Origin of the sequence: Proteus sp. G2626 (assembly GCF_009915985.1) — a bacterium.
Taxonomy (GTDB): domain Bacteria; phylum Pseudomonadota; class Gammaproteobacteria; order Enterobacterales; family Enterobacteriaceae; genus Proteus; species Proteus vulgaris.
Genome location: NZ_JAABNH010000027.1, coordinates 449143 through 475484, shown reverse-complemented (window position 1 = coordinate 475484; position 26342 = coordinate 449143). Strand labels below are relative to the sequence as shown.

Annotated in this window: 27 protein-coding genes; 8 read left to right on the top strand and 19 right to left on the bottom strand. The window is 38.0% G+C overall.

Translation table 11 applies throughout. The features are described from left to right. Positions 1-55: 55 nt before the first annotated feature. Entirely contained in the window at positions 56-520 is a 465-nt protein-coding gene (locus GWJ05_RS14685; protein ID WP_036936508.1) for an Lrp/AsnC family transcriptional regulator, read from the top strand. 89 nt (positions 521-609) lie between these two features. Here the strand turns inward: GWJ05_RS14685 and GWJ05_RS14680 are convergent, their stop codons facing one another. Further along, a complete protein-coding gene (locus GWJ05_RS14680; protein WP_036936511.1) occupies positions 610-834 on the bottom strand; it encodes a hypothetical protein in 225 nt (74 codons plus the stop codon). A gap of 162 nt (positions 835-996) precedes the next feature. After that, positions 997-1893 carry a class A beta-lactamase gene (gene bla, locus GWJ05_RS14675; protein ID WP_036936514.1) on the bottom strand — a complete coding sequence of 299 codons (897 nt, stop codon included), beginning with the start codon at positions 1891-1893 and terminating at the stop codon, positions 997-999. A 171-nt stretch (positions 1894-2064) separates the two neighbouring features. Here bla and GWJ05_RS14670 point away from each other — a divergent pair, with 171 nt between their 5' ends. After that, positions 2065-2943 (top strand): LysR substrate-binding domain-containing protein, encoded by an 879-nt coding sequence (locus tag GWJ05_RS14670; protein WP_036936517.1) that lies wholly within the window; start codon positions 2065-2067, stop codon positions 2941-2943. Between the two features lie 69 nt (positions 2944-3012). On the opposite strand, the gene lhgO is transcribed toward GWJ05_RS14670, so the two are convergent. The 14 genes from lhgO to pth all read right to left on the bottom strand — a co-directional run bounded on the left by lhgO (position 3013) and on the right by pth (position 17758). Further along, on the bottom strand, positions 3013-4215 hold the full coding sequence (lhgO, locus tag GWJ05_RS14665; protein WP_087802303.1) for an L-2-hydroxyglutarate oxidase: 1203 nt from the start codon (positions 4213-4215) through the stop codon (positions 3013-3015). Positions 4216-4230: 15 nt separating this feature from the next. Then, positions 4231-4944 carry a FadR/GntR family transcriptional regulator gene (locus GWJ05_RS14660; RefSeq protein WP_036936523.1) on the bottom strand — a complete coding sequence of 238 codons (714 nt, stop codon included), beginning with the start codon at positions 4942-4944 and terminating at the stop codon, positions 4231-4233. Next, positions 4945-6912, bottom strand: coding sequence for a TRAP transporter permease (locus tag GWJ05_RS14655; protein WP_036936526.1), 1968 nt, complete (start codon positions 6910-6912; stop codon positions 4945-4947). A 12-nt stretch (positions 6913-6924) separates the two neighbouring features. Beyond that, entirely contained in the window at positions 6925-7959 is a 1035-nt protein-coding gene (locus GWJ05_RS14650; protein ID WP_036936529.1) for a TAXI family TRAP transporter solute-binding subunit, read from the bottom strand. 377 nt (positions 7960-8336) lie between these two features. Then, positions 8337-8849, bottom strand: coding sequence for a DedA family protein (locus GWJ05_RS14645; protein ID WP_036936532.1), 513 nt, complete (start codon positions 8847-8849; stop codon positions 8337-8339). 70 nt (positions 8850-8919) lie between these two features. Further along, the gene (locus GWJ05_RS14640) at positions 8920-9732 is read right to left on the bottom strand and encodes an energy-coupling factor ABC transporter ATP-binding protein (RefSeq protein WP_036936536.1); all 813 of its coding nucleotides are present in this window, start codon (positions 9730-9732) and stop codon (positions 8920-8922) included. Next, complete coding sequence (locus GWJ05_RS14635) at positions 9716-10561, bottom strand: energy-coupling factor ABC transporter ATP-binding protein (RefSeq protein WP_036936539.1); 846 nt, start codon at positions 10559-10561, stop codon at positions 9716-9718. The genes GWJ05_RS14640 and GWJ05_RS14635 overlap by 17 nt, the downstream gene beginning before the upstream one ends. Continuing rightward, entirely contained in the window at positions 10552-11256 is a 705-nt protein-coding gene (locus GWJ05_RS14630) for an energy-coupling factor transporter transmembrane component T (RefSeq protein ID WP_036936542.1), read from the bottom strand. The genes GWJ05_RS14635 and GWJ05_RS14630 overlap by 10 nt, the downstream gene beginning before the upstream one ends. 2 nt (positions 11257-11258) lie before the next feature. Beyond that, entirely contained in the window at positions 11259-11840 is a 582-nt protein-coding gene (locus GWJ05_RS14625; protein ID WP_036936544.1) for a membrane protein, read from the bottom strand. Positions 11841-11917: 77 nt separating this feature from the next. Next, on the bottom strand, positions 11918-12346 hold the full coding sequence (locus tag GWJ05_RS14620; protein ID WP_036936547.1) for a PPC domain-containing DNA-binding protein: 429 nt from the start codon (positions 12344-12346) through the stop codon (positions 11918-11920). 309 nt (positions 12347-12655) lie between these two features. Continuing rightward, positions 12656-14335: an acetolactate synthase AlsS gene (alsS, locus tag GWJ05_RS14615; RefSeq protein WP_036936550.1), complete on the bottom strand. Its 1680-nt coding sequence runs from the start codon at positions 14333-14335 to the stop codon at positions 12656-12658. A 64-nt stretch (positions 14336-14399) separates the two neighbouring features. Further along, positions 14400-15227, bottom strand: a complete 828-nt coding sequence (gene budA, locus GWJ05_RS14610) for an acetolactate decarboxylase (protein ID WP_036936552.1) — start codon at positions 15225-15227, stop codon at positions 14400-14402. Between the two features lie 670 nt (positions 15228-15897). Continuing rightward, on the bottom strand, positions 15898-16989 hold the full coding sequence (ychF, locus tag GWJ05_RS14605; protein WP_036936555.1) for a redox-regulated ATPase YchF: 1092 nt from the start codon (positions 16987-16989) through the stop codon (positions 15898-15900). 184 nt (positions 16990-17173) lie between these two features. Continuing rightward, the gene (gene pth / locus GWJ05_RS14600) at positions 17174-17758 is read right to left on the bottom strand and encodes an aminoacyl-tRNA hydrolase (protein ID WP_036936558.1); all 585 of its coding nucleotides are present in this window, start codon (positions 17756-17758) and stop codon (positions 17174-17176) included. 346 nt (positions 17759-18104) lie between these two features. On the opposite strand from pth, the gene ychH reads away from it, so the two are divergent. Beyond that, positions 18105-18383: a stress-induced protein YchH gene (gene ychH / locus GWJ05_RS14595; protein ID WP_006536555.1), complete on the top strand. Its 279-nt coding sequence runs from the start codon at positions 18105-18107 to the stop codon at positions 18381-18383. 243 nt (positions 18384-18626) lie between these two features. Here the strand turns inward: ychH and prs are convergent, their stop codons facing one another. From prs to lolB, 3 genes are all read right to left on the bottom strand, one after another. After that, a complete protein-coding gene (gene prs / locus GWJ05_RS14590; protein ID WP_036912921.1) occupies positions 18627-19574 on the bottom strand; it encodes a ribose-phosphate diphosphokinase in 948 nt (315 codons plus the stop codon). 87 nt (positions 19575-19661) lie between these two features. Beyond that, positions 19662-20537 carry a 4-(cytidine 5'-diphospho)-2-C-methyl-D-erythritol kinase gene (gene ispE, locus GWJ05_RS14585; RefSeq protein ID WP_036936564.1) on the bottom strand — a complete coding sequence of 292 codons (876 nt, stop codon included), beginning with the start codon at positions 20535-20537 and terminating at the stop codon, positions 19662-19664. Beyond that, entirely contained in the window at positions 20534-21172 is a 639-nt protein-coding gene (gene lolB, locus GWJ05_RS14580; protein WP_036936567.1) for a lipoprotein insertase outer membrane protein LolB, read from the bottom strand. Before lolB ends, ispE begins: the two co-directional genes overlap by 4 nt. Before the next feature lie 240 nt (positions 21173-21412). Here lolB and hemA point away from each other — a divergent pair, with 240 nt between their 5' ends. The 5 genes from hemA to kdsA are packed head-to-tail and all read left to right on the top strand — an operon-like array spanning position 21413 to position 26339. Beyond that, a complete protein-coding gene (gene hemA, locus GWJ05_RS14575; RefSeq protein ID WP_036936570.1) occupies positions 21413-22675 on the top strand; it encodes a glutamyl-tRNA reductase in 1263 nt (420 codons plus the stop codon). Between the two features lie 28 nt (positions 22676-22703). Continuing rightward, the gene (gene prfA / locus GWJ05_RS14570) at positions 22704-23786 is read left to right on the top strand and encodes a peptide chain release factor 1 (RefSeq protein WP_036936573.1); all 1083 of its coding nucleotides are present in this window, start codon (positions 22704-22706) and stop codon (positions 23784-23786) included. Beyond that, on the top strand, positions 23786-24634 hold the full coding sequence (prmC, locus tag GWJ05_RS14565) for a peptide chain release factor N(5)-glutamine methyltransferase (RefSeq protein WP_036936576.1): 849 nt from the start codon (positions 23786-23788) through the stop codon (positions 24632-24634). Before prfA ends, prmC begins: the two co-directional genes overlap by 1 nt. After that, positions 24618-25427: an invasion regulator SirB1 gene (gene sirB1, locus GWJ05_RS14560; protein ID WP_036938982.1), complete on the top strand. Its 810-nt coding sequence runs from the start codon at positions 24618-24620 to the stop codon at positions 25425-25427. Before prmC ends, sirB1 begins: the two co-directional genes overlap by 17 nt. Positions 25428-25484: 57 nt before the next feature. Then, a complete protein-coding gene (gene kdsA / locus GWJ05_RS14555; RefSeq protein ID WP_161681468.1) occupies positions 25485-26339 on the top strand; it encodes a 3-deoxy-8-phosphooctulonate synthase in 855 nt (284 codons plus the stop codon). The last annotated feature ends 3 nt before the right edge of the window (positions 26340-26342 follow it).

Below are 26342 nucleotides of genomic sequence, written 5' to 3'. Positions count from 1 at the left end.
CAAAAAGAATTAATTGGCAATAAAATTCCATAAATAGAATTAAGGTTAATCTTTGATGTCAATAAAATTAGATAAGATAGATAAACATATTTTGCAAGTACTTCAGCGTGATGGCAAAATCCAAAACATTGAGCTAGCAAAAGAAGTTGGACTCTCACCGTCTCCTTGTCTTCGCCGAGTGCGTTTACTTGAAGAGTCGGGAGTGATCACTCGTTATGTTGCTGTATTAGATGGTAGTATGGTTGATGCAGGCTTATCTTTATTCGCAAGAATTTGGTTTAGAGCACAAGATGCAGAAACCATAGAAGAATTCGTAAAGGCCATCAAGGTGTTACCTGAAGTGGTTGAGTGTCATTTAATGGCCGGTGAGTGTGATGCATTAATTCGGATCGTGACAAAAGACTTAGCCACGTATCGTCGTTTTCATGCCGATTATTTAACACAAATTCCGAGTATTCAAAGTATAAAAACAGAAGTACCAATGGAAACGGTAAAAGTCAGTTTTGCTTTGCCTCTTTAAATTAAAGAATTTATTTTAAATCATCACAAAATACTTTTAATTATGAAAGCCCCTATTTTTTAATAGGGGCTTTTGTTATCAATAACAGGTTAAACTATCCAACTTTTAAGAAATCGATATATTTCTGGTAGATAAAGCAACATACAAATAAATAATGAAGCACCAATAATATAGAGATCAAATGACCAAGTACATAATGAAACGATTACCAACATGATAATAGTGAGAACAACTAAACAAAAACGAATATTTTCGAGCGTTATTTGACCAGAACAAGATAATAACTCACTTATTAATTCAAAAAGATCAGACATCGTATTCTCTTAAAATAAGTCCATTTAATAAGAGTGAGTATAATAAGGTTAATTATCAAGATCTAATTTTTATTGATAAATATATTTTTAAAAAATGAATAATAAAGCCAAATAAATGGCCTTATTATGTTTAATTTCTTATTAATATTATTAGTAAGGGAGTTATTTTATTTTAGAAGTATTAATATACTCTTTTGTGACAATCTCTGTCGCTTTTACAATAATATCTTTTCGTGGCTTTGCATTCTGTTTTTGTTGCGTAAAATAGACGACTAAAATTAATGGTGCCTGATTTTCAGGCCAAATAATGGCGATATCATTAGTTGTACCATAATCACCACTACCGGTTTTATCTCCTACAACCCAATTGTTAGGTAAACCTGCTTTAATACTTTGATCACCCGTCGTATTGCCTTTTAACCAAGTGATAAGTTGTTGACGCTGATATTGACCTAATGCATCACCTAAAGTCAGTAATTGAAGGCTTGTAGCCATTGCAAGTGGGGAGGTCGTATCGCGGGGATCACCGTGAATGGCTGTATTTAATTCAGGCTCTTTGCGATCTAGGCGATAAGTCACATCATTGATTGAACGTGCGAATTGAGTGACTTTGGAAGGCCCTCCTAAATAATCGAGAATTTTATTCATTGCTGTATTATCACTATATTGCAAGGTAGCAGCGCTTAATTGAGCAAGTGTCATTCCAGTCGCTAAATGTTTTTCTGTAATAGGACTATAAGTGACTAAATCGGTTTTTTTGATAGTCATATGCTTATCAAGCAATCCTGCTTGTTTTTCACTTTCCTTTAAAACAGCAGCGACGGCCATGACTTTGCTGGTACTTGCCATCGCAAAGCGTTCATCACCACGATAAGTTATTTGTGAGTTATCTTTAGTATTAATTAATGCAACACCTAAACGACCTTGGCTATTTTTTTCAAGCGTACTTAATTGTTCTTCAATAGTGCTATTTGTTTTAGCCCATAGCATTGGCGATACCAATAAAGATATTAATGAAACTACGATCACTGCGGTTTGACGATATGTTGTTTTAAACATAGGGATTGATACTCATATTAATATAAGAAAGAAAATTTCAATATAAATAGATAGTTATGGATGAGATATAATGCTATTTATTTATCAAGTGCAATATCCTATTTAATTGATTCATTGACAATCGATAATAAATCACCTTAGCCTATAGAAAATCTATTGACTAAGAATATTATGCGAACACACCTTCCTCTCAACGCACTACGTGCGTTTGAAGCATCTGCAAGACACCTTAATTTCACCAAAGCAGCATTAGAACTCTATGTCACTCAAGGCGCAGTGAGTCAACAAGTAAGGATATTAGAAGAACGTTTGGGTGTAATGCTTTTTAAGCGTTTGCCTCGTGGTTTGGAGATGACGGATGATGCACAGATCTTATTTTCGGTATTAACAACGGCGTTTAGCGATATTGAACGTGTATTTAAGCAGTTTGAGCGAGGTGAATACCGTGATGTTGTTTCGATTGCCACTGTGGGAACATTTGCTGTTGGTTGGTTATTACCGCGATTGGCTGAATTTAGACAACAATACCCAAGAATAGAAGTGAATTTAAGAACAAATAATAATGTAGTTAATTTGGCAACTGAAGGATTAGATTTTGCTATTCGGTTTGGTGAAGGATTATGGCCTTTAACTCATAATAAAGCCTTATTTTCAGCACCATTAACTGTCTTGTGTTCACCAAAAACAGCAGAACGATTGCAACATCCAACTGATTTAATAAATGAAAATTTATACCGTTCTTACCGCGAAGATGAATGGCTACAATGGTTTGAAAAAGCGGGTATTGCACCTATAAAAATTATTGGGTCTATTTTTGACTCTTCGCGTTTAATGGTAGAAAGTGCAATTTATGAAGGCGGAGTTGCGTTAGCACCTGCAAAGATGTTTTCAAGAGAAATAGAAAGTGGTCAATTAATACAACCTTTTAAAATAGACGTTGAAATGGGGAAGTATTGGTTAACGTATTTAAAATCAAAACCAATGACCGCATCAATGGAAATATTTCAGCAGTGGTTAATGCGTGAAGCGTTAAAAGAGAGTCGGGAGTGAAGTAAAAATAAAAGCACTGATTAATGTCAGTGCTTTTATTTATTTTGATAGATGTATTACGTTCAATAATTATAATGAAAAATGTTCTCTGACAATTTCACGACCTATCTCAATAGAGGCTGTCGCTGCAGGGGACGGGGCATTACACACATGCAATGAACGTTTACCTTTTACAAAATGAAAATCATCTACGAGTTTACCGTCATTGGTTAAAGCCTGAGCACGAACACCCGCAGGGCCTGGATGAATATCTGCTTCACGTAAATCAGGGATCAGTTTTTGTGCATTTTGGGTAAACAGTTTGCGTGAATAAGAACGACGAAGCTCTGCCATTCCTTCACCTAAATAATGACCAGCAATTTTCCAAAAGCCCTTGTAAGTGAGAACTTCAGCAAGATCTTTTAAGTTAATATCGCTTTTTTTATAGCCTTCTCGCTTAAACGCTAATACCGCATTAGGTCCAACATCACGGTGCCCGTTGTACATACGTGTAAAATGTACACCTAAAAATGGGAAATCAGGGTTAGGAACAGGGTAAATGAGATGGTTTACTAAGTAATTTTTATTGGCATTAAGCATAAAGTATTCACCACGGAATGGAACTATCTTCATCCCTGTGTCATAACCTGCCATTTTAGCAATACGATCACTAAATAATCCTGCACAATTAATCAACCATTTGCCTGTAAATTGGTTATTGGATGTCGTTACTGTGACACTATCGTCCGTTTCATTGATCGCCGTTACAGCTTGACCAAACGTAAATTTACCGCCACGAGATTGGATGATTTCAACATGTTTTGTTGCAATTTCAGGATAATTAACAATGCCTGCATCAGGAACTAATAACGCAGCAATACCATTAACATAGGGCTCTCTGGCTTTCAGTTCACTTTCTGTCATTTTGATGACTTCAAGCCCATTATCAATACCACGTCGATAAATATTTTCTAAGGCATTTAGCTCTTTTTCATTGGTAGCGACAATCACTTTTCCACAACGATCGTAATAAAGATTATGTTGTTGGCAAAACGCATAAGTGGTGATGTTGCCTTGTTTAGCTAACCTTGCTTTAAGGCTCCCTGGCGTGTAATAAATACCGGAATGAACAACATTACTGTTATGCCCACTTTGATGAGCCGCAGGGCCGGTTTCTTTATCAATCACCAGTAGTTTTAGTTCAGGTTGACTTTCTTGTAGCGCACTTGCAACCCCTAATCCGACTAATCCCGCTCCAATAATAATCACGTCATAAGTCATAATCTTATCCATTTTATAAATTTTAAATTAACAGGGTTTTTGCTGTAAGCGTTTTAATTTGCCACGTACATTCGTTAAATGAAGACGCATTTTATGGCTTGTTTCATCGTGATTTTGTTGTCGTATTGCTTCAACAATAGCTTCATGTTCTGCAATAACACGTTCAGTTTCTGCCTCTCGTCCTTTATTTTGACTTAATGAATACATTAAGACACCAAGATAAAGCTCATGCATATTATCTAATATCCTGACAAAAAAAGGATTATGTGCGGCAACCATAATAGAACGATGAAATTGATAATCCTCTTCATGACCAATACTTTTGTTTTTTTTTGTTGCTAAAACAAAGGCATCGTGGGCATTTTCTATAGCGCGTAATTCTTCTGGTGTTCGGCGTAAAGCGGCAATAGCTGCCGCTTCATGTTCAATGACCTCACGCATCTCTAGTAGTGAATCTATCTCTTTCGGGCAAGCAATTTCCATCACTATTGGCTCATATTTACTGAGGATAGAATGGTCAATTACACGGCGACCGCCTCCTTGGCGTGAAGTCACAATACCACTGGCTTCTAAGACACCCAGCGCTTCCCTGATTGGAACTCGACTGACGCCAAAGGCGTCAGCAAGGACATTTTCAGAGGGTAACTTTTCACCTACAGGGTAGGTGCCGTTATGAATATTTTGCTTAATCTGTTCAAGAATTTGATGCGACGCTTTTTGGCGTGAGATCTTTTGTATCATCTAGTTTTCTCCAGATACTTGCCCCATGTTGGTTAATTGTTTTTTCGACCGTAACATGTGCAATGCTCCTGTTAATATGATTAAGCTTATACCCAAAAGGTCGGTATATAAGCCTGGTTTAATCATTAAAATCGCGGCCGCCGCAAATGCAATGCGTTCAAACCAGGTTGTTTTGATCATCCAGAAATTAGCGGCTGCAATACTTAGTGCATAAATTCCGACTAATGCAGTAATAACCATTAATCCAATAGAAAGTACACCTAAATTATCGCCTTGCATCAGTAAAGCTGGGTTATAAACCAAAATAAATGGAATGATAAAGCCCGGAAGTGCGAGTCGCACGGCATCCCATGATGTTTGCATCGGGTCGGCTCTTGCAATACTTGCTGCGGTATAACTGGCTAAAGCCACAGGAGGGGTAATATTGGATAATGCGCCGAACCAGAATACAAAGAAGTGAGCGGCTAAAGGCATAACACCTGCTTTAATTAATATTGGTGACACTGTAACGGCAACAACGATATATAAAGCCGTTGAAGGTAAACCCATACTTAATACGATACACACCAGCATCACGACTAATAAGATCATCCATAATGTATTATCTGTCATTGAGACAATATTAAAGGCCAATGTTGCACCAATACCTGTCATAGTCACGACACAGATAATCACCCCGATGGCGGCACAAGCTACAGTAACTTGGACGGAACCACGAGCGGCTTCAGCTAAGGCGTCGGCCACTTTAGTTAATGTCATACGGACTGATTTATCAGGTGTAATCCAGCTTGCAACAATAATAGTTAGAATACCTAAGAAACCTGCATAAATAGGTGTTTTACCCACTAATAAGGTGCCAATAACAATAACTAAAGGCAGTAATAATAAACCACGCGCTTTTAATACCGCTTTAACTTGTGGGATATTCTCTTTACTTAAACCTTTTAATCCTTGTTTTTTAGCTTCGATATCAATCGCCATAATTAATGCTGCGTAATACAACAGCGCTGGAATAATGGCTGCAATGACAATAGTGGTATACGAAATGCCTAAAAAGCCTGCCATAATAAATGCAGCTGCACCCATAATAGGGGGCATGATCATACCCCCTGTTGATGCTGTAGCTTCAACTGCACCAGCAAAGCGAGGAGTTAGACCGATATTTTTCATTAAAGGAATAGTAAATGTTCCAGTTGTTGCTACGTTAGCAACAGCACTTCCACTTAAAGAGCCGGTTAATGCTGATGAAATAACAGCTACTTGAGCGGGACCTCCACGACGACGACCTGCAATAGCGAGCGCTAAATCGTTAAATAATGCAGTCGCACCACTTACACTCAAGAATGAGCCAAAGAGAATAAAGACCACAATAGCGGTGGAGGCTGTTGAAAGGGTGATACCAAAAATCCCTTCACTGGTCATAAATAAACGGTATAACAATCTTTCTACAGAAAATCCGGCATGACCGAAAATACCCATAAAATACTGACCAAAAAGAGCATAAATAATAGCGAAAGTCGCAAGCCCTGGAATAAAATATCCGGTTGTTCGTCTTGCTGCTTCAAACAGTACGATAATACCCAGTATAGCCATGACATAATCAGTAGTATTTGGAATACTTTTTCTTACAACATGAAGATCAACATAATTAAAGAAAAAATAGCCATAACTGATTAATGTTAAAGCAATAAAAAGATAATCCCATCCATTAAATTTAGGCGTAGAAAAGCGCTTAGAAAAAGGAAATAAAATAAAGCCTAAAATTAAAATACCACTAAGAAAAATAGTATTACGGTAAAACTCTTGGGTATTTGATAATGCGTTGGAATAAATCGCATAAAGTGAAATTAATATTGCAAGGGTCGTAGTAATTTTCAGGTAAATACCTGCAAGCTGGCGACTGCCGGAGCTGGCTTCTTTATCTAATGCAGGTGGCTCTACCGGAGTTAGATGGTCATTATTAGTCATAACTCACTCCTGTTATTTATTATTAGTCTGCGTTTGAGCTTCTGGTGGAATAAGATAATCAGGGATCTCTAATCCAATTTCTTGGTAATAACGGTAAGCCCCTAGGTGCAGTGGTACAGAAACGCCTTTTAATGCATTTTCGGTAGTGATGTATTTGGCCGCGCTATGAACCTGATGAACCTCTGGCAGATTTTCAAACATGGTTTTTGTCAGCTCATACACTAAGTCATTATCAATATTAGTAGTGGTCATTAAAATATTGGGTTGAGCTATCGTATTAACCATTTCGGTTTGACGAGGATAGGTATCTGCGGGTATTTCAAAACGAAACCAAGAATTTGCCACATGATTGATATCATCAAGTTGTTTATCTGTCACTTCGAGTAGTTTTGCGCTTACGCCACTGGCATACATATCAGTGACGGCTGAGGCTGGTACACCTGCTGGTAATGCACCGCCATCAAGGCGACCATCTCGCATGGCGGAAACGGTATCGCCATATCCAAGATATTCAGGAGTAATCTCTTTTTTGGTTAAATTAACGCCTTTAAGAATGATGATCGTAGATTGTTCTGTGCCACTAGCTTGAGGGCCTACAGAAAAACTTGTTGCACGAATATCATCTAATGTGCCAGTTTTTACTTTGTCATTCATCAAAACAAAGTGTTCAACATTGGGCCATAACATAGAAATTGAGCGCAGATTTTTTTCGGGTTTGCCTTCAAAATTACGTACACCTTCATAAGCTTCTACCGCTAATAGGCTTTGTAAAATAGAAAGTTGGGCTTCATTTTTCTGCATTAAATAGATATTTTCTATCGATCCTGCCGAAGACTGCCCTGTTACTTGAATGCCTCTATCCTTAAGATGTGTACTCCATACGTTTGCTAATCCCACCCCCATCGGATAATACGTTCCTCCTGTTGAAGCGGTTGCTACAGAGAGAAATTGTTTATTCGCATTCTCTTTTTTGCCAGCTATTGCTAATGAGACAACAGCAATAACAGCAACAATACCGATGGCAAGCTTTGTTTTTCTTATTCTCATGATGTTGTTCCTGTACATAAAAACGCAGGTGAATGTTTCACACCAACTTGTATACAACATGACAACTTTTATAGAAACAAGGGACGTTAAAAAATTGTGAACTGACCTAATGAAATTAGAACAAGAAAATAACAAATTGTGATCAACATAGTAATTATGCAAATTTTAATCATAATTATGGTGATAAATATAAAGTGCAAAAGAAAATATCAATAACATAAGAAATAAAAGATAAAAAACAATATATTTGTCAATAATTAAAAATAAAATAAAAAAAGAGGAGTCAGAAGATATTTAAATAATATGATTAAATAAAAAGTAAATAGATGGCTTTTAGTATTAATAGAACGATTAAAAATATGTGTTAATCAATACGTTTATAACGCAATGGAAAGCACTCCTGTTGCAATTAAAATAAATATAGCAGACCACACTAAGGCAGAAATGGCGCTGGTGATATAAATACCGTATGTAGGTAATTTTAATAAGCCAGCACTAAAGGGGGTTAAATAGCGAAAGACAGCTAAGAATCGAGAAATAAACAAAATATAGTGAGTTTTATTTTTTAATAGCTGTTGAATACGATTAATTTTTGACTGATAACGTTTAACCCATATTTTAAGGCGAGGAAAACGGTAAATAGAACGTCCTAATTCATAGCTTAAAATGGAACCTAGTAAAGCACCACAACTGGTCGCTAACCAAAGAAATATTGGGGAGTAAAGCGGTAAACAAGCACCGAAAATAAAGATTAACATTAAAGATGCTGGTGGCAAAAATGAGGAAATACCGATAGTCGATTTTCCCGCAGTGATTAAGATAATAGATAAGAATAGGGTAAGAGGAGATAAGTGACTCAATGAGTCTAATAAAGTGTGGATGATTTCCATTTTTTATCTCCGACTACGCATAAATAAACACAATAATGGCGATAAATCTTAAGATTATTATGAGTTTATTTTAGTGTTTTTTGTTCATTTCAACTAGCATTTTAGCCCACTCAATGGGGGTGTTTTTTTTAATGGGTAATTTTAGTTTTTGGCTTAATGAGTATAGCGTAGGCGCTGGGATATCGGAAAGGGATTGCAGTGTTGAATTCATTAGCACTTTTTCAGGCGAACCATCTGCAATTAATTTACCTGAGGATAAATGGATAACACGCTGAAAATGGCGAGCAGTAAAATCAAGATCATGACTAATAGCCAATACCGTTTTACCTAATGTTTTTTGTACCTGAAGCCAATTCTCAAAACAGCTTAACCAATGTGCATCAAAATCACGAGTGGGTTCATCTAGTAATAATATTTGAGGCGATAAAATACTTAAACTTGCAACAGCAACCATTCTACGTTGGCCTGCATGTAAATCTAAAGGGTGAACATCTGCAACATCACTTAAACCACAAAGCGACAGTGTTTCATCTAAACGCCTTTTAATCTCTTCTTTAGAGAATTTATGCTGTTTTAGGCTGAAAACCACCTCTTTTGCGACTGTATTATGAAAGATTTGTCGTTCAGGCTCTTGAAATAATACCCCAATATAATGAGCGCGTTGCTGTGCTTTTAATTGAAAAAGTGACTGATTATTGAGTGTTATATCACCTTCATTGGGCGTTAATAGTCCTGCAATTAATCGTAATAAGGTAGATTTACCAGCCCCATTATCACCGACTAAGGTTATCCATTCCCCTTGATTTAATGTGAATGATAATTGAGAGATACAAGGCGGAACATCTTCGCTCCAGCGATAAGTCACATTATTGAGCTGTAACATAAAATTCCTTAAAAGCATTAAGCAAGGCTTTATCATTATTCACAATATTCTTATCCCAATGATGATTTTCAATTAACCAGTGTAAAGCTTGCCATGCATCGGGCGCATTAATCGTTGAAAACAAGAATGGAAAAATAGAGTCTAACGTACCTTTTGCCTTTATTTTTCCCGCCTCTAATAATAAAAATTGTTCACTCAGGCTTATTGCAGGTAATAAATTGCGTTCAAAAATGACCACACTGCATTTATGCTCTTTTGCATAGTGTTTTATACGTAGTTGTAATTGTTGGGTCGCATTGGGCGTTAAGCGGCTAAAAGCTTCATCAAGTAATAATAATTTCGGGTGCATAGCGAGTGCACTTGCGATAACAACACGTTGAGCCTCACCACCTGAAAGCGTTGAAGGGTGGTGAAAACGCAAGTATTCACATTGTGTTAATGCCATAGCTTCTTTTACTCGAAATCGAATTTCATTGTCACTCAACCCTAAATTTTCTGGGCCAAAGGCAATTTCTTGCTCTACGGTGAATGCACATCCTGAAAGTTGTAATTGTGGCGATTGTTGAACGAGCTGACGACCCGGAGCGAGTGACACTAATCGACTTTTATCGAGAGCGATATTTTGTACGATACCAATACCTTGAATTGACCCTGTTAATAAGTCGGGTAACCACCCCGCGAGTAATTGCGCAAGAAGACTTTTCCCACTGCCATTGCCTCCTAAAATAACAAGCCATTCCCCTTGTTTTAACTGCAAATCAATAGGGCCAATAATAGGTTGTTCATCACCTTTTGGGGTAAAACTCAATTGCTGAAGATTTAGTACCATAGCCAAATACCTCCTTCAATCAAGATAAGCAATAAAATCAAATAACGAACCATTGTTTGCAGTGGCGTATCCTTTGGAGGATATAAGGTTGTCCGCTTTGCAATAATGCGAAATCCTCGCATATCTAATGCTGCGCTTCGAACAGTTAAATCACTTAAAACGTGACTAATAAGGGGCAAAATAATGGCGGGTAATGTGATAAGTCGTTGCCAAAATGATCCATCAAGAGGAACACCTCGTGCTAATTGCGCTTCTTTTATATTGTGTAATTGTTGGCGTAATTGTTCTACAAGTAACAAAGGTCCTGCTAGTAAATAGGAGAGGCTCATCGGTAAACGGCTAGCAAATAAGGCCCTGATAAATTGCTCTGTTGAGGTGTATTGTAACCACAATTGAGCGCTACTTATTATTGCTAATAATCTTAACCATAGTGTTATTGCCATCGTTTGTTTACGGGTATCTAAAGGCTCACCGGTTAACCAATAAGCTAACCAACCACTATGGACTAACCATAACCCTATTGCCATGGGGAGCATTAACCAGACAATAAAACGCCAGCGCCAGCGAGACGCTTTCCAAAGCAATACGCCAATAAAAGTCCCACTGCTGATAATCAGCAGTGGTAAGCTTAGCGATAAAAAAAGCACACTAGCACTTAGCCAAAGCCATAATGCCAATGAGGTAAAGGGATGCATTATTAACGAACCTTGGCCATCGCGGGAAAATTGCGTTGTGTTCTTTGTGGTAGCTGACGTACTAATAACCAAGCGATAATTGCGGATAATATTTTATCGGCGAGATTAGCACCTAATACAGTAATAGCAACAGATTCGATGAGTCCTTCACCCACAGCATGAAAATAAGCGACAAAGAAATCAGCGCCACTTCCTGTTGCACCACCAAATAAATAGGTACGAATAGGAACAGCAACGATCATTAAAGCTAAAGTAATAATAACGCCAGAGCCAATGACGCGAATTAAAGAGCGAAAGCCTCCAGCGCGTGCTAATAAACCTGCACTTAACCCTATCATCATGGCAACAGGCGCAAATGCGGCGGCCATAGGGCCACTAATTAATCCCCATAATAGATTAGTTAATAATCCTGTGAACAATGCAACCCATGGGCCACCTAATAAGGCACAAATCAGTGTACCGATAGAATCTAGAAAGATGGGAAGCTTTACCATTGAGGTAATTTGACCACCGATCATATTTATGGCAATAGAAACAACAATTAGAACGAGTGTTCGACTCGAAATGTGAGGTGTGGTAGACATAGTTTAAAAACCTTTACAAAGGATAGTGACTATTGGTTTTATTATTTTGCATAAATAACGTTCTTTTTATAAAAATGTTATTTACGCGGTGTGATGACTAACTCCTCATAACCAGAGTGTTCACAAGGCTGACGGCTAAAAGTCACTTGCTCTAACTCACCAATAACGAGTTCTAGCGTCGTGCGCACTGTACAGCCAGGCATCATATGTCCACCACACATTAATCCATTTTCATCTGAGACCGCTAAATGTAAATGTTCACCTAGAGTATCTAATGTTCCAATCAGTGAAACAATTTCAAATTTGCCTGTAAGATAGCGATTTTCTTCGCGTCCTGCAAAGCGCAATGCCACATCTGTTAAACTTCCTACACAACCTGCAATAAATGCTGATTTTAGATTTTGCTCTTTCATCATTTGTCGTAATGCGACAATCACATCTTCATTAGGGAGAAGGCGATGTGAAATAAATCGAGCATGAGAAGCAAGTAATGAGGTGTGAGACATCGTGATTATCCTGATAACTGAAAGTCTATATTTAATTTATTTATGGTTATTGTAAGCACTAAAATGCCTGTGTCAGATAAGATAAGACTTAGTTTACTTTATATTATCTACTTTCATTTTTATGCACAAAAATCGCATAACGTATTATTAATAAAAAAAACGAAAGAAGAAATAGATAATAACTTTTTATTAACAATGAAGTTGTTTTGTATCAAAAGAATAAGATAGGAAGAAAAACAAAGAAAGGTATAAGGATGAGTAGAAAATGCTCATCCTTATTTTTTAAAACACGATATTTAAGTAAAATAACTAAATGATTAAATTATAATCAATATGTTCCATTAATTTAGCGTTATCACGATAATCGACAGGAATAGCAAGAACAGCGGGGCCATCAACAGCCATCGCTTCATGTAAAACGGTACGTAATTGAGAAGCACAATCAACAAAAAAGCCTTTAGCACCGAAGGATTCCGCGTAACGTTTAAAATCAATTGCACCAAATTTTACACCCGAATAACGTCCATACTTTTCTTGCTCTTGCATTTCCACCATATTATAAGCGTTATCAACCCAGATAATATGCAAAATATTTGTATTTAAACGAACCGCAGTTTCTAATTCCATCGACGACTGCATAAAGCCACCATCACCAGAGACAGAAATAATTTTGTCAGAGGGACGAACAAATGATGCGCCAATTCCCCAAGGTAATGCAACACCCATCGTTTGCTGCCCATTAGAAATCAACATTTGTCTTGCCCTAAAGCTATAGAGATAACGTGCAAGCCAAATATGAAAACTTCCCATGTCAATACAAAGCGTGACATCATTATTAATAATATTTTGCATCTCATGAATAATGGTTAAAGGGTGAATAGGGCTACCCTGTCTAAAATAACTGTTTTGTTGCAGAGTTTCTCTTTGGTGACGGATCTTTTCTAAAACCTGATGTGTATTATTTGAGAGTGTAATTTGAGAGATGGATTGTTTAGCAAAATGTTGAGTTAAATTATCAATCGTTAATTTAATATTGCCTGTTAATTCTAAATCAGGACAGTAAGCTAAATCTATTTCAGCAGGAATTTCATCAATATGAATAATATTAGCATTATTGTGATTCCATAATGACGGCTCATATTCGATAGGGCTATAACCTAAAGTAATCACTAAATCCGCATGAGAAAGTAATTCATCACCTGGTTGATTATTAAATAAACCAATTCGGCCTGCAAATAAAGGAAAATGGCGTTGAGCAATCGCACCTGCTGATTGATAAGTTCCAACTATAGGTAATGGGCAAATATCAAGTAATGATTGTAAGGCTAATGCATTATCAGGAAAACTTGCCTGTAAACCCAATAAAATAACAGGACTTTTTGCAGCTAATAATAATTTAACCGCTTCTTTTACTGCATCATTATTTGCACCACCCAAATTTGATTTAGACTTAGGCACTAATATTGGGCTATCAACAGCACTATTTAAAATATCCATTGGAAAAGTTAAGAAAGCGGAGCCTGGTCTTCCTGATTCTGCATGACGGAAAGCATTGGCCATGGTTTCAGAAATTGATTTTGAAGAATCAATTTCTGCACAGAATTTTGTAATCGGATTAAACATGGTAACAGTATCCATGCTTTGATGAACCAATTTTAATCTATCTGCAGACTTGACAGATCCACCCAATGCGACCAGTGGATCACCTTCAGAAGTGGCTGTTGCAATGCCCGTGGCTAGGTTAGAACACCCTGGCCCAGATGTTGCGATAGCAACACCCGCTTTACCCGTTAAACGTCCAACCGCAGCCGCCATAAATGCGGCATTAGCTTCATGACGAACAACGACCGTTTCAATACTGGAATCAACAAGAGAATCAAATACACGATCAATTTTTGCACCAGGAATACCAAATACCTGTTTAATGCCATGTTGTTCTAATTGTTTAACCACTAAATCTGCACCACATTTCCAATGAGGAGTATTCATATAACCTTCTTTGATTTTGCAAGTGAATAAATAGAATTAATAATAAAATTAATAGACTGCTAGATTAATTTTCAGCTTGTTCTATAGCCTGATGAAGATCGTCGGGCATTAAGTTCGCTTGTAGAAATGTAGATTGGTTGGGTAAATCAATAGTAAGACGGGAAATAACACCGATTTGTAAGGTGCCATTTTTTAAATAATAATCTAGAACATGACCACCACCTTGGCGTTGTTGATTAATATAATGCTCATGAAATCCAGCAACATTTATTCCTTGAGTAAACTGTGGTGAACGAAAGCCTGCAATAATGCCCACTTCATTGTGAAACGTAAAAGTAGGCTGATTTTCGATAGCGTCTAACATTGGGCGGTAAGGGGGTGTTTGTCGAGGTACTGTCCGTGTTTTAACTAATTCAAATTCGCCTTCAATTCTGATTGCACAAAACAGGTTATCAGAAGGGACATATTGATTAATTATGTTATGTATTTCTTTTTGTGATACACCATGAGAAAAGTGATGTTCAATATCACAATTAAAAAATGTCATTACAGCAAAAGGGGATTTTTGAGAATGTAAAGCCTTACGAGCGCTACCATCAGAACGTAATTGAAAAACAGTATTGTCGAATGCAACGAGTTCTCCATCAAGTTGTTCAAAAGTTCCTAAACCAAAATCACCATGCGTTAATAAATCAGCAATAGTAACCTCACTATCATATACACCGGCAATTAAGCTACTCATTAATGAGTTTTGATAAACAGTGCATTCGGGGTGTTTACTAATATAATTATTTAAGTTTGTTATTATTTCCTGTCCACATTGACAATGATGATTTTTATTATGTTTTATATCGCTATTATCTCGCACATTAGATTGAAAATTATTATTCATGTTAAAGCCATTCCTTTATTTAAAAAGTAACAATCATTAATTGATCATTAAATTAAGTATTAGCCTTATTCATAAGTATTTCAAATGTTTTTATTGTGATTAAATAGAAGGCGATAGTTTCATGTTTTAAATTTTAATATAGATTACTGTTTTAATTGAATTTAACTTATTGCATTTATTGGTTAAAAAAAATTTTAATATTCTATTTTATTATTAATAAGATTAATTTATTAAATATATCATCTAAAGGAGATAACTAAAAATAGTTATATTGATAATTTTATAGTCGAGCTATTCGCATGGATAAAATAATTTGCAAATGAGTAGAGAAAAAAGCTGTTGCGTAGCAGATTGATAACTTAGATTTTATTGAGTCACTATATGATCTCTCTTAGTTAGAGAATGAAATGAAAGAGCACAACGCATTTTATTATAATTTAGTATCGCCACTGTTGGGGATCAAATAGACTGGAGTTTTGTTTCATCAGAAAGATGGTTAAGTGAAAATATTGTAGGTATTGCTTATTATTATCTTCCTATGGAAGAAATTTTTTTAATGCTAATATTTAAATTTGAAATGGATTGTTAATTAGGAAAAGTAAATTAAATACATATAAAAAACCCACGAATATGCTCGCAGGTTTAGTAATGATATTAATATAAGCAGTTATTACACATTAAACAAGAAGTTCATTACATCGCCATCTTGAACGATATACTCTTTACCTTCTGCACGCATTTTACCTGCTTCTTTCGCGCCTTGTTCACCACCGTAAGTGATAAAATCGTTATAAGCGATAGTTTGAGCACGAATAAAACCTTTCTCAAAGTCAGTGTGGATTTTACCTGCTGCTTGTGGTGCAGTTGCACCCACAGGGATAGTCCATGCACGGACTTCTTTAACGCCAGCAGTGAAGTAAGTTTGTAAGTTCAGTAGTGCATAACCCGCGCGAATAACACGGTTTAATCCAGGCTCTTCAATGCCTAAATCTTGCATAAACTCTTCACGTTCTGCATCTTCTAACTCAGCAATATCTGCTTCGATAGCGGCACAAACAGGAACCACTACAGAGCCTTCAGCTTGCGCAATTTTACGAACAGTTTCAAGATAAGGGTTGTTTTCAAAACCATCTTCATTAACGTTTGCAATATACATGGTAGGTTTTAACGTTAAGAAACTTAAATAACGAATCGTTGCTTTTTCTTCTTCCGTTAAATCTAAAGCTCGTAACATGCCCGCGTTTTCTAAATGCGGTAAGCATTTTTCTAACACTTCCATTTCTGCTTTAGCGATTTTATCGCCACCTTTTGCCTTTTTCTGATTACGGTGCATTGCTCGTTCACACGTCTCTAAGTCAGAAAGTGCTAATTCAGTATTGATAGTTTCGATATCTTCGGCAGGATCAACTTTACCTGCAACATGAATAATGTTGTCATTTTCAAAACAACGAACTACATGGCCAATTGCTTCAGTTTCACGAATATTGGTGAGGAATTGGTTACCTAAACCTTCACCTTTAGATGCGCCTTTTACTAAGCCCGCGATATCAACAAATTCCATTGTTGTAGGTAAAATACGCTGTGGTTTAACAATTTCAGCCAGTTTATCTAAACGAGGGTCAGGCATTGGAACAACACCTGTATTTGGCTCGATAGTACAGAATGGGAAATTGGCTGCCTCAATACCTGCCTTAGTTAAGGCATTAAACAGTGTAGATTTCCCTACGTTAGGCAGACCGACGATACCACATTTAAATCCCATAAACGTTCACCTTGTCACATAAAAACAACAGGAGGGAGTATTCCTGTTGTGTGCAGTTAAAAAAATTTGGCGCTATTATAGAGCAAATCCTAGATTGATTAAATCATCATGGGGAAATCGTACAAAAGAAGAGGGCTGTTTCACCCTCTGAATATTAAAATGACTTAATCTATTAATATAACGACTACGCTTTAAAGCTATGTAAACGATTTATTGCTTTCTCATACCCATCACGCATTAAAATATCTGTGCATGAAAGAGCTTCGTCAATCGCGTCATCAATTAATTTTTGTTCACTCATTGGCGGTTTGCCTAATACAAAGCCAACAACTTTATTTTTATCACCAGGGTGTCCAATGCCAATGCGTAAACGATAGAAATTCGGATTATTAGCAAACTTACTTTGAATATCTTTTAACCCGTTATGACCACCATTGCCACCACCCAATTTCATTTTGACAATACCTGGTGGTAAGTCGAGTTCATCATGTGCAACTAAAATTTCATCAAGCTCAATACGGTAGAAATTCGCCATTGCTTGTACCGCTTTACCGCTTAAGTTCATAAAAGTCGTAGGCACTAATAATCGAACATCATTGCCATTCAAATTAATGCGAGCGGTATAACCAAAGAATTTACTCTCTTCTTTTAGAGATTGTTGATGACGTTGAGCCAATAAATCAACATACCAAGCACCCGCATTATGGCGAGTCTGGGCATAATCTGCACCGGGGTTTGCTAACCCGACGATAAGTTTAATTTTACTCACAATAGCCTTTCACTGTTATCGTCTTAAAAGAAAGCCCATAGTTTACCTGTCTAAGCTCATAAGCACAAAATAGATTGTATAGAATGTTTTTTGCAATGATAAGCAGGAGAAAAAACCACTATTTTAGATTTAACAAAAAGAGCGAAAGCAACAAAATAGACGCTATTTTCTTCTTTTAAAGGAAAAAAACACATTTTTTGTGAAGATTTGTCAATAAATTTCGGATTGATGTGATCCCTTCGACAGTAACTTTTTAGTGTTTATGGCTATAATAACTGCAAAGAATAAAAGGTTATTCGATGTATTTTGTTGTTGAATCGTCTGACGACGCGCTTGGAGGTGCAACATGAAATATAAACATGCATTTGCAGTGGGTAATTTATGTATGGCTACGGGGATGATTGTTATGCTCGGTAGTCTGGGTTATACGCTTCTTAGTCATATTTTTCCATTAGGATTGCCTGAATTTTTAGCAGACATCTCTTTAATGGGGATCTTTATAGGTGCTCTGGTTTGGTTAGCGGGTGCCCGTATTGGTGGTAGAGAAACAATTGCAGAAAGATATTGGTGGTTACGTAATCATGATGAGCGTTATCGTCGCCATGATAATCACCGTTATCCATAATATCGGTAACGTTATTAATATCAAGAACAGATAAAATAAAAATAATAACGGAGTTAAAATAAACTGGTATTAAGTAACTATCATTATTATGCGTTGTCATACCCATCTATAGACCCGTTGATATTATGACGGGTTTTTTATTACCTAAAGTTTCCTATTTGAGGAACGGCGACAAAAAACCCGCTATAACAAATGCTATAGCGGGTTTAGTTATCTCAAATTGCAATGAATGTTTATAACAAATTAATGTTCAAACATCGCAGAGATTGACTCTTCATTGCTAATACGGCGAATTGCTTCAGCCAGCATGCCAGAAAGGGTCAATGAGCGGACTTTATTTAATGCTTTGATTTCTGCTGACAATGGAATTGTATCGCAGACAACCACTTCATCAATAACAGAGCTTTTGATGTTCTCAACAGCATTACCAGAAAATATGGGGTGGGTTGCGTAAGCAAAAACGCGCTTAGCACCACGTTCTTTCAGTGCTTCTGCTGCTTTACACAATGTACCACCTGTGTCGATCATATCGTCAACAAGGATACAGTCGCGGTTAGCAACATCACCAATAATATGCATAACTTGAGAAACGTTAGCACGAGGGCGACGTTTATCAATGATAGCCATATCAGTGTCATTCAGAAGTTTAGCGATAGCACGAGCGCGAACAACGCCGCCAATATCTGGAGAAACAACAATAGGGTTGTCCAAATCTTTTTGAAGCATATCTTCTAAAAGAATCGGGCTGCCGAAGACATTGTCAACCGGTACATCAAAGAACCCTTGGATTTGTTCTGCGTGTAAGTCACAGGTTAAAACACGGTCTACGCCTACACTAGATAAGAAATCCGCAACAACTTTTGCCGTAATAGGAACACGGGCTGAACGAACACGGCGATCCTGACGGGCATAACCGAAGTAAGGAATAACAGCAGTGATACGACCAGCGGAAGCTCGACGTAATGCATCAACCATGACCACTAATTCCATTAAGTTATCATTAGTAGGTGCACAGGTTGATTGAATGATAAATACATCACCACCACGTACGTTTTCGTTGATTTGCACACTGACTTCACCGTCGCTAAAACGACCTACAGCAGCGTCTCCTAGGCTAGTGTAGAGTCGGTTGGCAACACGTTGAGCCAGTTCCGGGGTTGCGTTACCAGCAAAAAGCTTCATATCGGGCACGAGAAAAACCTCAGGCTTGCGTCCAGAGAGAGATATTGTTGACCAGTAAAAAACGTGTTTATGAACATAGGGTTTGTAAACATCATTTTACGGGTGCAATAACACAGGTATCCTTGAGCGGAATAAATGCAGAGGAGAAATGTTGACGCCTTGCGCTACAAACCCATGCACCCACTCAGGGGCGTTAATTAACACTTTACTAGCGGCAACTTGTGAGTCGAACTCGCCGAACACACAGGCACCTGTTCCAGTTAAGCGTGACGGTGCATATTCTAACAGCCACGAAAGCAGATATTCAACCTCACGAAAACGTTTTCTTGCGATCATTTCACAGTCATTTTCGAACGGAGCCTTTAATAATGCGCCAAGAGAGCGAATAGGAGAATTACGTTTTAATTCTGGATCTGTGAAGATTGTCGGGGTTGGGATGGAAATTCCGGGGTGTGCGACCAAATACCATTGCTCTTTTGGCTTTGCAGGGGTTAAAATTTCGCCAACGCCTTCGGCGAACGCAGCATGACCTTTTACAAAAACAGGGACATCAGCCCCTAAACTTACCCCTAATTCGGCTAAGATTTCGTCACTTAAACCCGCTTGCCAGTGGTAATTAAGTGCAATTAATGTGGTTGCTGCGTTAGATGAACCTCCACCTAAGCCTCCCCCCATTGGAAGCTTTTTATCAACACTGATATCAGCCCCTTGATACTGCAACTCAATATTATGTTGTTGGCAATAATCACGCAGTAATTTAGCAGCTTTAATAATTAAATTATCTTTATCTTCTACGCCATCAATTGGCGTTAAGATAGTTAACTGGGTATCGTTACGAGGCGTAATGGTTAGTGTGTCGCCGTAATCTAAAAACTGGAATAACGTTTGTAGATTATGATAACCATCAGGGCGTTTCCCTGTAATGTAGAGAAAAAGATTTAATTTGGCAGGAGAAGGCCAACTTAGAGTCATTGCTGTATATCCCAGTTATCCATTTTTAATTTGATAGTACGTTCACCTTGTTTTAATTCAAGGCGTTGTGGCAGGTTAGGGGTGATACTTGAATCATAAGCTTGATAAGTCACAATCCAATCGCCTTCAGGTGTGGGTAATGTGACAGATTTTAATAAGTGGTTTGCATCTAATTCGAAGTTAGTAGCATCACCCGGTAAACCAACAAGCCAAGCGCGTAGATTTTTCAGTGGAATAACCATGCCAGTCAGTTGATAAATCATCTCTGCAGGGTTATTGCTATAATATTTTTTGCCTTTATTATCTGTGACTTCAATGACACCTGGCATAATATTTAAATCAAGTTCTGTGGTACCTAGTGGATTTGTCAACAATAAGCGATAACGCTCATCGGCGCTGTCTTGCCAATAGAATCGGGCATAAGTTTTGTTAGTATCTTCGATATAAGCAAAAGCACCTCGAGTTTCATATTGTGAAATTTTCTTTAATGCTTGTTGGCGAGCTTGCCATTGCATATCGTTATCAGATGCTGAACCTTGAGTCTTTATCTGATTTAGATTACAGGCGCTCAGCAACAACGCGGCTAGTGGGATAAGGCGCACAAGTTGTTTGGTTGAAAAAAAGCGTGAACGCATAGCTGAGACATTCCTTTAATTCGTTATTAGTTGAAAAAAAGAGTATCATAAACCTTATGATATAACGATATTTCATTAAATTGTGTATAGAAATCTCCTATCACTCAAGTAAGCTCTTTTATTGACTCTGTTCATCAAGTAGAATGTCGGGAATAAAGAGTCCATACTAAATGCGCTGTTTTAGGTTTACACTAAGTCAAGTCGCGAGGCGGTATTTATTCATAACTCGATATAGTTGATATGACGTTATTAGCATTAGGTATTAATCATAAAACAGCCCCCGTTGCTTTACGTGAGAAAGTTTCTTTTTCTCCCGATACCATGGGTGATGCCTTAAACAACCTCTTACAGCAACCTGCTGTCAGAGGCGGTGTTGTGCTGTCTACTTGTAACCGTACTGAGCTCTATCTTAGTATGGAAGACAAAGAAAATAGTCATGAACAGCTTATACGCTGGTTATGTCAATATCACCAAATAGAGCCTAATGAACTGAAACAAAGTGTTTATTGGCATCAAGATAATCAAGCGGTTAGCCACCTAATGCGAGTGGCAAGCGGTTTAGATTCTCTCGTATTGGGTGAACCTCAAATTTTAGGGCAAGTTAAAAAAGCCTTTGCCGATTCTCAAAATTACGACTCGCTCTCTTCAGAGCTGGAACGCTTGTTTCAGAAGTCTTTTTCAGTTGCGAAAAGAGTGAGAACAGAAACACAAATTGGTGCTAACGCAGTTTCTGTTGCTTTTGCAGCGTGTACTTTAGCGCGTCAAATCTTTGAATCGTTATCCTCTTTAACTATTTTATTGGTTGGTGCTGGTGAAACGATAGAACTTGTCGCTCGCCATCTTCGTGAGCACCAAGTCAAAAAAATCATTATTGCTAACCGAACTAAAGAGCGAGCTCAGCGTTTAGCTAACGAAGTTGATGCGGATGTTATTACATTATCAGAGATTGATGAATGCTTAGCACAAGCAGATATTGTTATTAGTTCTACTGCTAGCCCTTTGCCTATTATTGGCAAAGGGATGGTTGAAAGAGCACTTAAAAAGCGTCGTAATCAACCTATGTTGCTGGTAGATATTGCGGTTCCTCGCGATATAGAACAAGATGTTGAAAAGCTTAATAACGTCTACCTCTATAGTGTTGATGATTTAGACGCGATTATTCAACATAACCGAGAACAACGCCAAGCGGCTGCTGTTCAAGCTGAACATATTGTCCAACAAGAAAGTGGGCAATTTATGGATTGGCTTCGAGCGCAAAGTGCTGTGGGTGCAATTCGAGAGTATCGAGACAGTGCTGAAATGCTACGTGCAGAGATGACAGAAAAAGCCATCACATTGATACAAAATGGAGCGGATGCAGAAAAAGTCATTCAACAGCTCTCACATCAATTGATGAACCGTCTAATTCACACACCAACGAAATCTCTTCAACAGGCTGCCAGTGATGGTGATATTGAACGCCTGAATCTATTACGTGAAAGTTTGGGTATTACCCATAATTAACTTTGTCTAACAGGATCTTAATCTACGAATGAAGCCTTCTATTGTCGCCAAGTTGGAAGCTCTACAAGAGCGTTATGAAGAAATTCAGGCACTTCTGTCAGAAGCCGATGTCATTGCCTCTCAGGAGCGTTTTCGTGCGCTTTCAAAAGAATACTCTCAATTAACCGATGTCACGGCTTGTTTTAGTCAATGGCGAAAAGTGCAAGATGACATCGAGGCAGCAGAAATGATGCTTGATGATCCTGAAATGAAAGAGATGGCGCAAGAAGAATTGAAAGAAGCGCAAGCATTAAACGATAATTTAGAGCAACAATTACAACTACTGCTATTGCCTAAAGATCCTGATGATGAATTTAACTGTTTCCTTGAAATACGTGCAGGAACCGGTGGTGATGAAGCCGCATTATTTGCGGGTGATTTATTCCGTATGTATAGCCGTTATGCAGAATCACGTCGTTGGCGCATTGAGGTCATGAATGCGAATGAAGGTGAGCATGGTGGCTATAAAGAAATCATTGCAAAAGTGGTTGGTGATGGCGCTTATGGGGTATTAAAATTTGAATCAGGTGGTCATCGTGTTCAACGTGTACCAGAAACAGAATCTCAAGGCCGTATTCATACCTCGGCTTGTACGGTTGCCGTATTAGCAGAAGTGCCAGAAGCTGAATTACCTGAGATTAGCCCAAGTGATTTACGTATTGATACATTCCGTTCGTCAGGCGCAGGGGGGCAGCACGTTAACACCACCGATTCCGCAATTCGTATCACACATATTCCAACGGGGATTGTAGTGGAATGTCAGGATGAGCGTTCACAGCATAAAAATAAAGCCAAGGCGATGTCTGTATTAGGTGCGCGTATTCGTGCGGCTGAAATACAAAAACGTCAAGAGGCGGAAGCGTCTGAACGCCGTAATTTATTAGGCTCTGGCGATCGTTCTGACCGTATTAGAACGTATAATTTCCCACAAGGGCGAGTAACAGATCACCGTATCAACCTCACATTTTATCGTTTAGATGAAGTGATGGAAGGAAAATTAGATCCTTTAATTCAACCTATTGTCACTGAGTATCAAGCGGATCAACTTTCGGCACTTTCTGAGTTAAATTAATGAATTATGAACAATGGCTGCGTCAAGCAGCCTTGCAATTAATGGAAAGTGACACTCCTAAACGTGATGCTGAAATTCTACTTGGTCACGTAACACAACGTGCTCGAACGTATTTAATAGCCTTTAATGAAACGTTACTTTCACAAGACGAGTTAGCGCAATTATCGCAATTACTTGCCCGACGGGTTAAAGGAGAACCTATTGCTTATTTAGTAGGTGAACGAGAGTTTTGGTCACTGCCTCTAAAGGTCTCACCTGCAACATTAATTCCCCGTCCTGATACTGAATGCCTTGTTGAAAAAGCACTGGAAAAATTGCCATCAAAACCCACTAATATTCTTGATTTAGGGACAGGAACAGGTGCTATTGCGCTTGCTATGGCATCTGAGCGCCCTGATTGCCATATTATTGGTGTGGACTTTCAAGCCCAAGCGGTTGCATTAGCGCAAGAGAATGCGACTCATTTGGCATTAAACAACACAGAATTTATGGAAAGTTGCTGGTTTAGTTCACTCTCAGGGTATCAATTTGGTATGATAATCAGTAATCCTCCTTACATAGATGAGAATGATGAGCATATTCATCAGGGGGATGTTCGTTTTGAACCTTTAACCGCATTAGTTGCTGGTAAAAACGGTTTTGCTGATATTGAGATTATCATTGAAACTGCTCACCAGTTTTTAACTGATAAAGGCTGGCTATTATTAGAACACGGCTGGGATCAAGGCGAAGGTGTACGTAAAATTTTTACTGATAAGGGGTACTGCTGTGTGGAAACTTTCCGTGATTATGGCGGTAATGAGCGAGTGACAGTAGGTCGTTGGAATTATGATAGAAACCATAGCTGATTACGAATTTAATAAAGCCCCTTTAGTAAAGGGCATGATCCTTATCTCTCAGGCTATTCGACCTGATTTTCCGACCACTTCTGTGGGTTATCAACTCGCACAGCTTGTTGAACAAGCAGAAGCAGAAATTCCTAGGCAAGGAAGTATCAAAGAACAAATAGAAGCATTACTCAAACTGTTTTATAAGCAGTGGCACTTTAGTGGTGCGAGTGGTAAATATTGCCTTTCTGACACTTTATGGTTAGATAAAGTGTTAGCGACACATGTGGGGTCTCCCGTTTCACTAGGTTCGATTCTTATTTATATTGCACAAGCGTTAAACTTGCCGTTAGCCCCCGTTATTTTTCCTACACAACTTATTATCAGAATAGATATTCCCGATGAAAAAACGTTATTTTTAAATCCAATAAATGGTGAATATCTATCACAGCATACTCTAGAGGTTTGGTTAAAAGGGAATGTTGGAAATAATTCTGTTTTATTAGATGCAGATTTAGAAGAATCAGAATACAGCTCCATTATTCGCAAGCTTTTGGATACATTGAAAGTATCTTTAATGGAAGAAAAAAATATGGAACAAGCATTAAAAGCCAGTGAAACGGTATTACTGTTTGATCCTGAAGATCCTTATGAAATACGTGATCGTGGGCTGATTTTTGCTCAGTTAGAGTGCCATCATGTGGCAATTTCTGACTTAAACTATTTTGTTGAGCAATGTCCTGAAGATCCGATTTCAGAAATGATTAAAATTCAAATTCATTCGATAGAGCAAAATCCAGTTGTTCTACATTAAAAGTTTACGCAACGTACTTGATTAACACAGTACATTACAAACAGTATAGGAATAAATATGCAACATAAAGTGGTGAACATTGGTGATATCAAGGTAGCAAACAACCTGCCATTTGTGCTTTTTGGTGGCATGAATGTATTAGAATCTCGCGATTTAGCCATGCGTATTTGTGAGCATTACGTCACTGTAACTCAAAAACTGAATATTCCTTATGTATTCAAAGCCTCTTTTGATAAAGCTAACCGTTCTTCTATCCACTCTTATCGTGGCCCTGGTTTAGAAGCGGGAATGAAGATTTTCCAAGAATTAAAAGAGACTTTCGGCGTTAAAATTATTACGGATGTTCATGAAGCGGCACAAGCTCAACCGGTATCAGAAGTGGTTGATGTTATTCAATTGCCTGCATTTTTAGCGCGTCAAACCGATCTTGTTGAAGCGATGGCGAAAACAGGTGCGGTGATTAATGTAAAAAAACCTCAGTTTGTTAGCCCTGGTCAAATGGGGAATATCGTCGATAAATTTAAAGAAGGCGGTAACGATCAAGTTATCTTATGTGATCGTGGTAGTAATTTTGGCTATGATAACTTGGTTGTTGATATGTTGGGTTTCCATGTCATGATGCAAGCTTCTCAAGGTGCACCCGTTATTTTTGATGTAACACATTCACTACAATGTCGTGACCCATTTGGTGCGGCATCTGGCGGACGTCGTGCGCAAGTTGCTGAATTAGCGCGTGCAGGCATGGCAGTTGGTCTTGCGGGCTTATTTCTTGAAGCGCATCCAGAGCCTGATAATGCACTTTGCGATGGCCCATCAGCGTTACCATTGGCAAAATTAGAGCCATTCCTAGCGCAAATTAAAGCGATTGATGAGTTAGTAAAAAGTTTCCCTGAGTTAGATACCAGCAAATAAAAT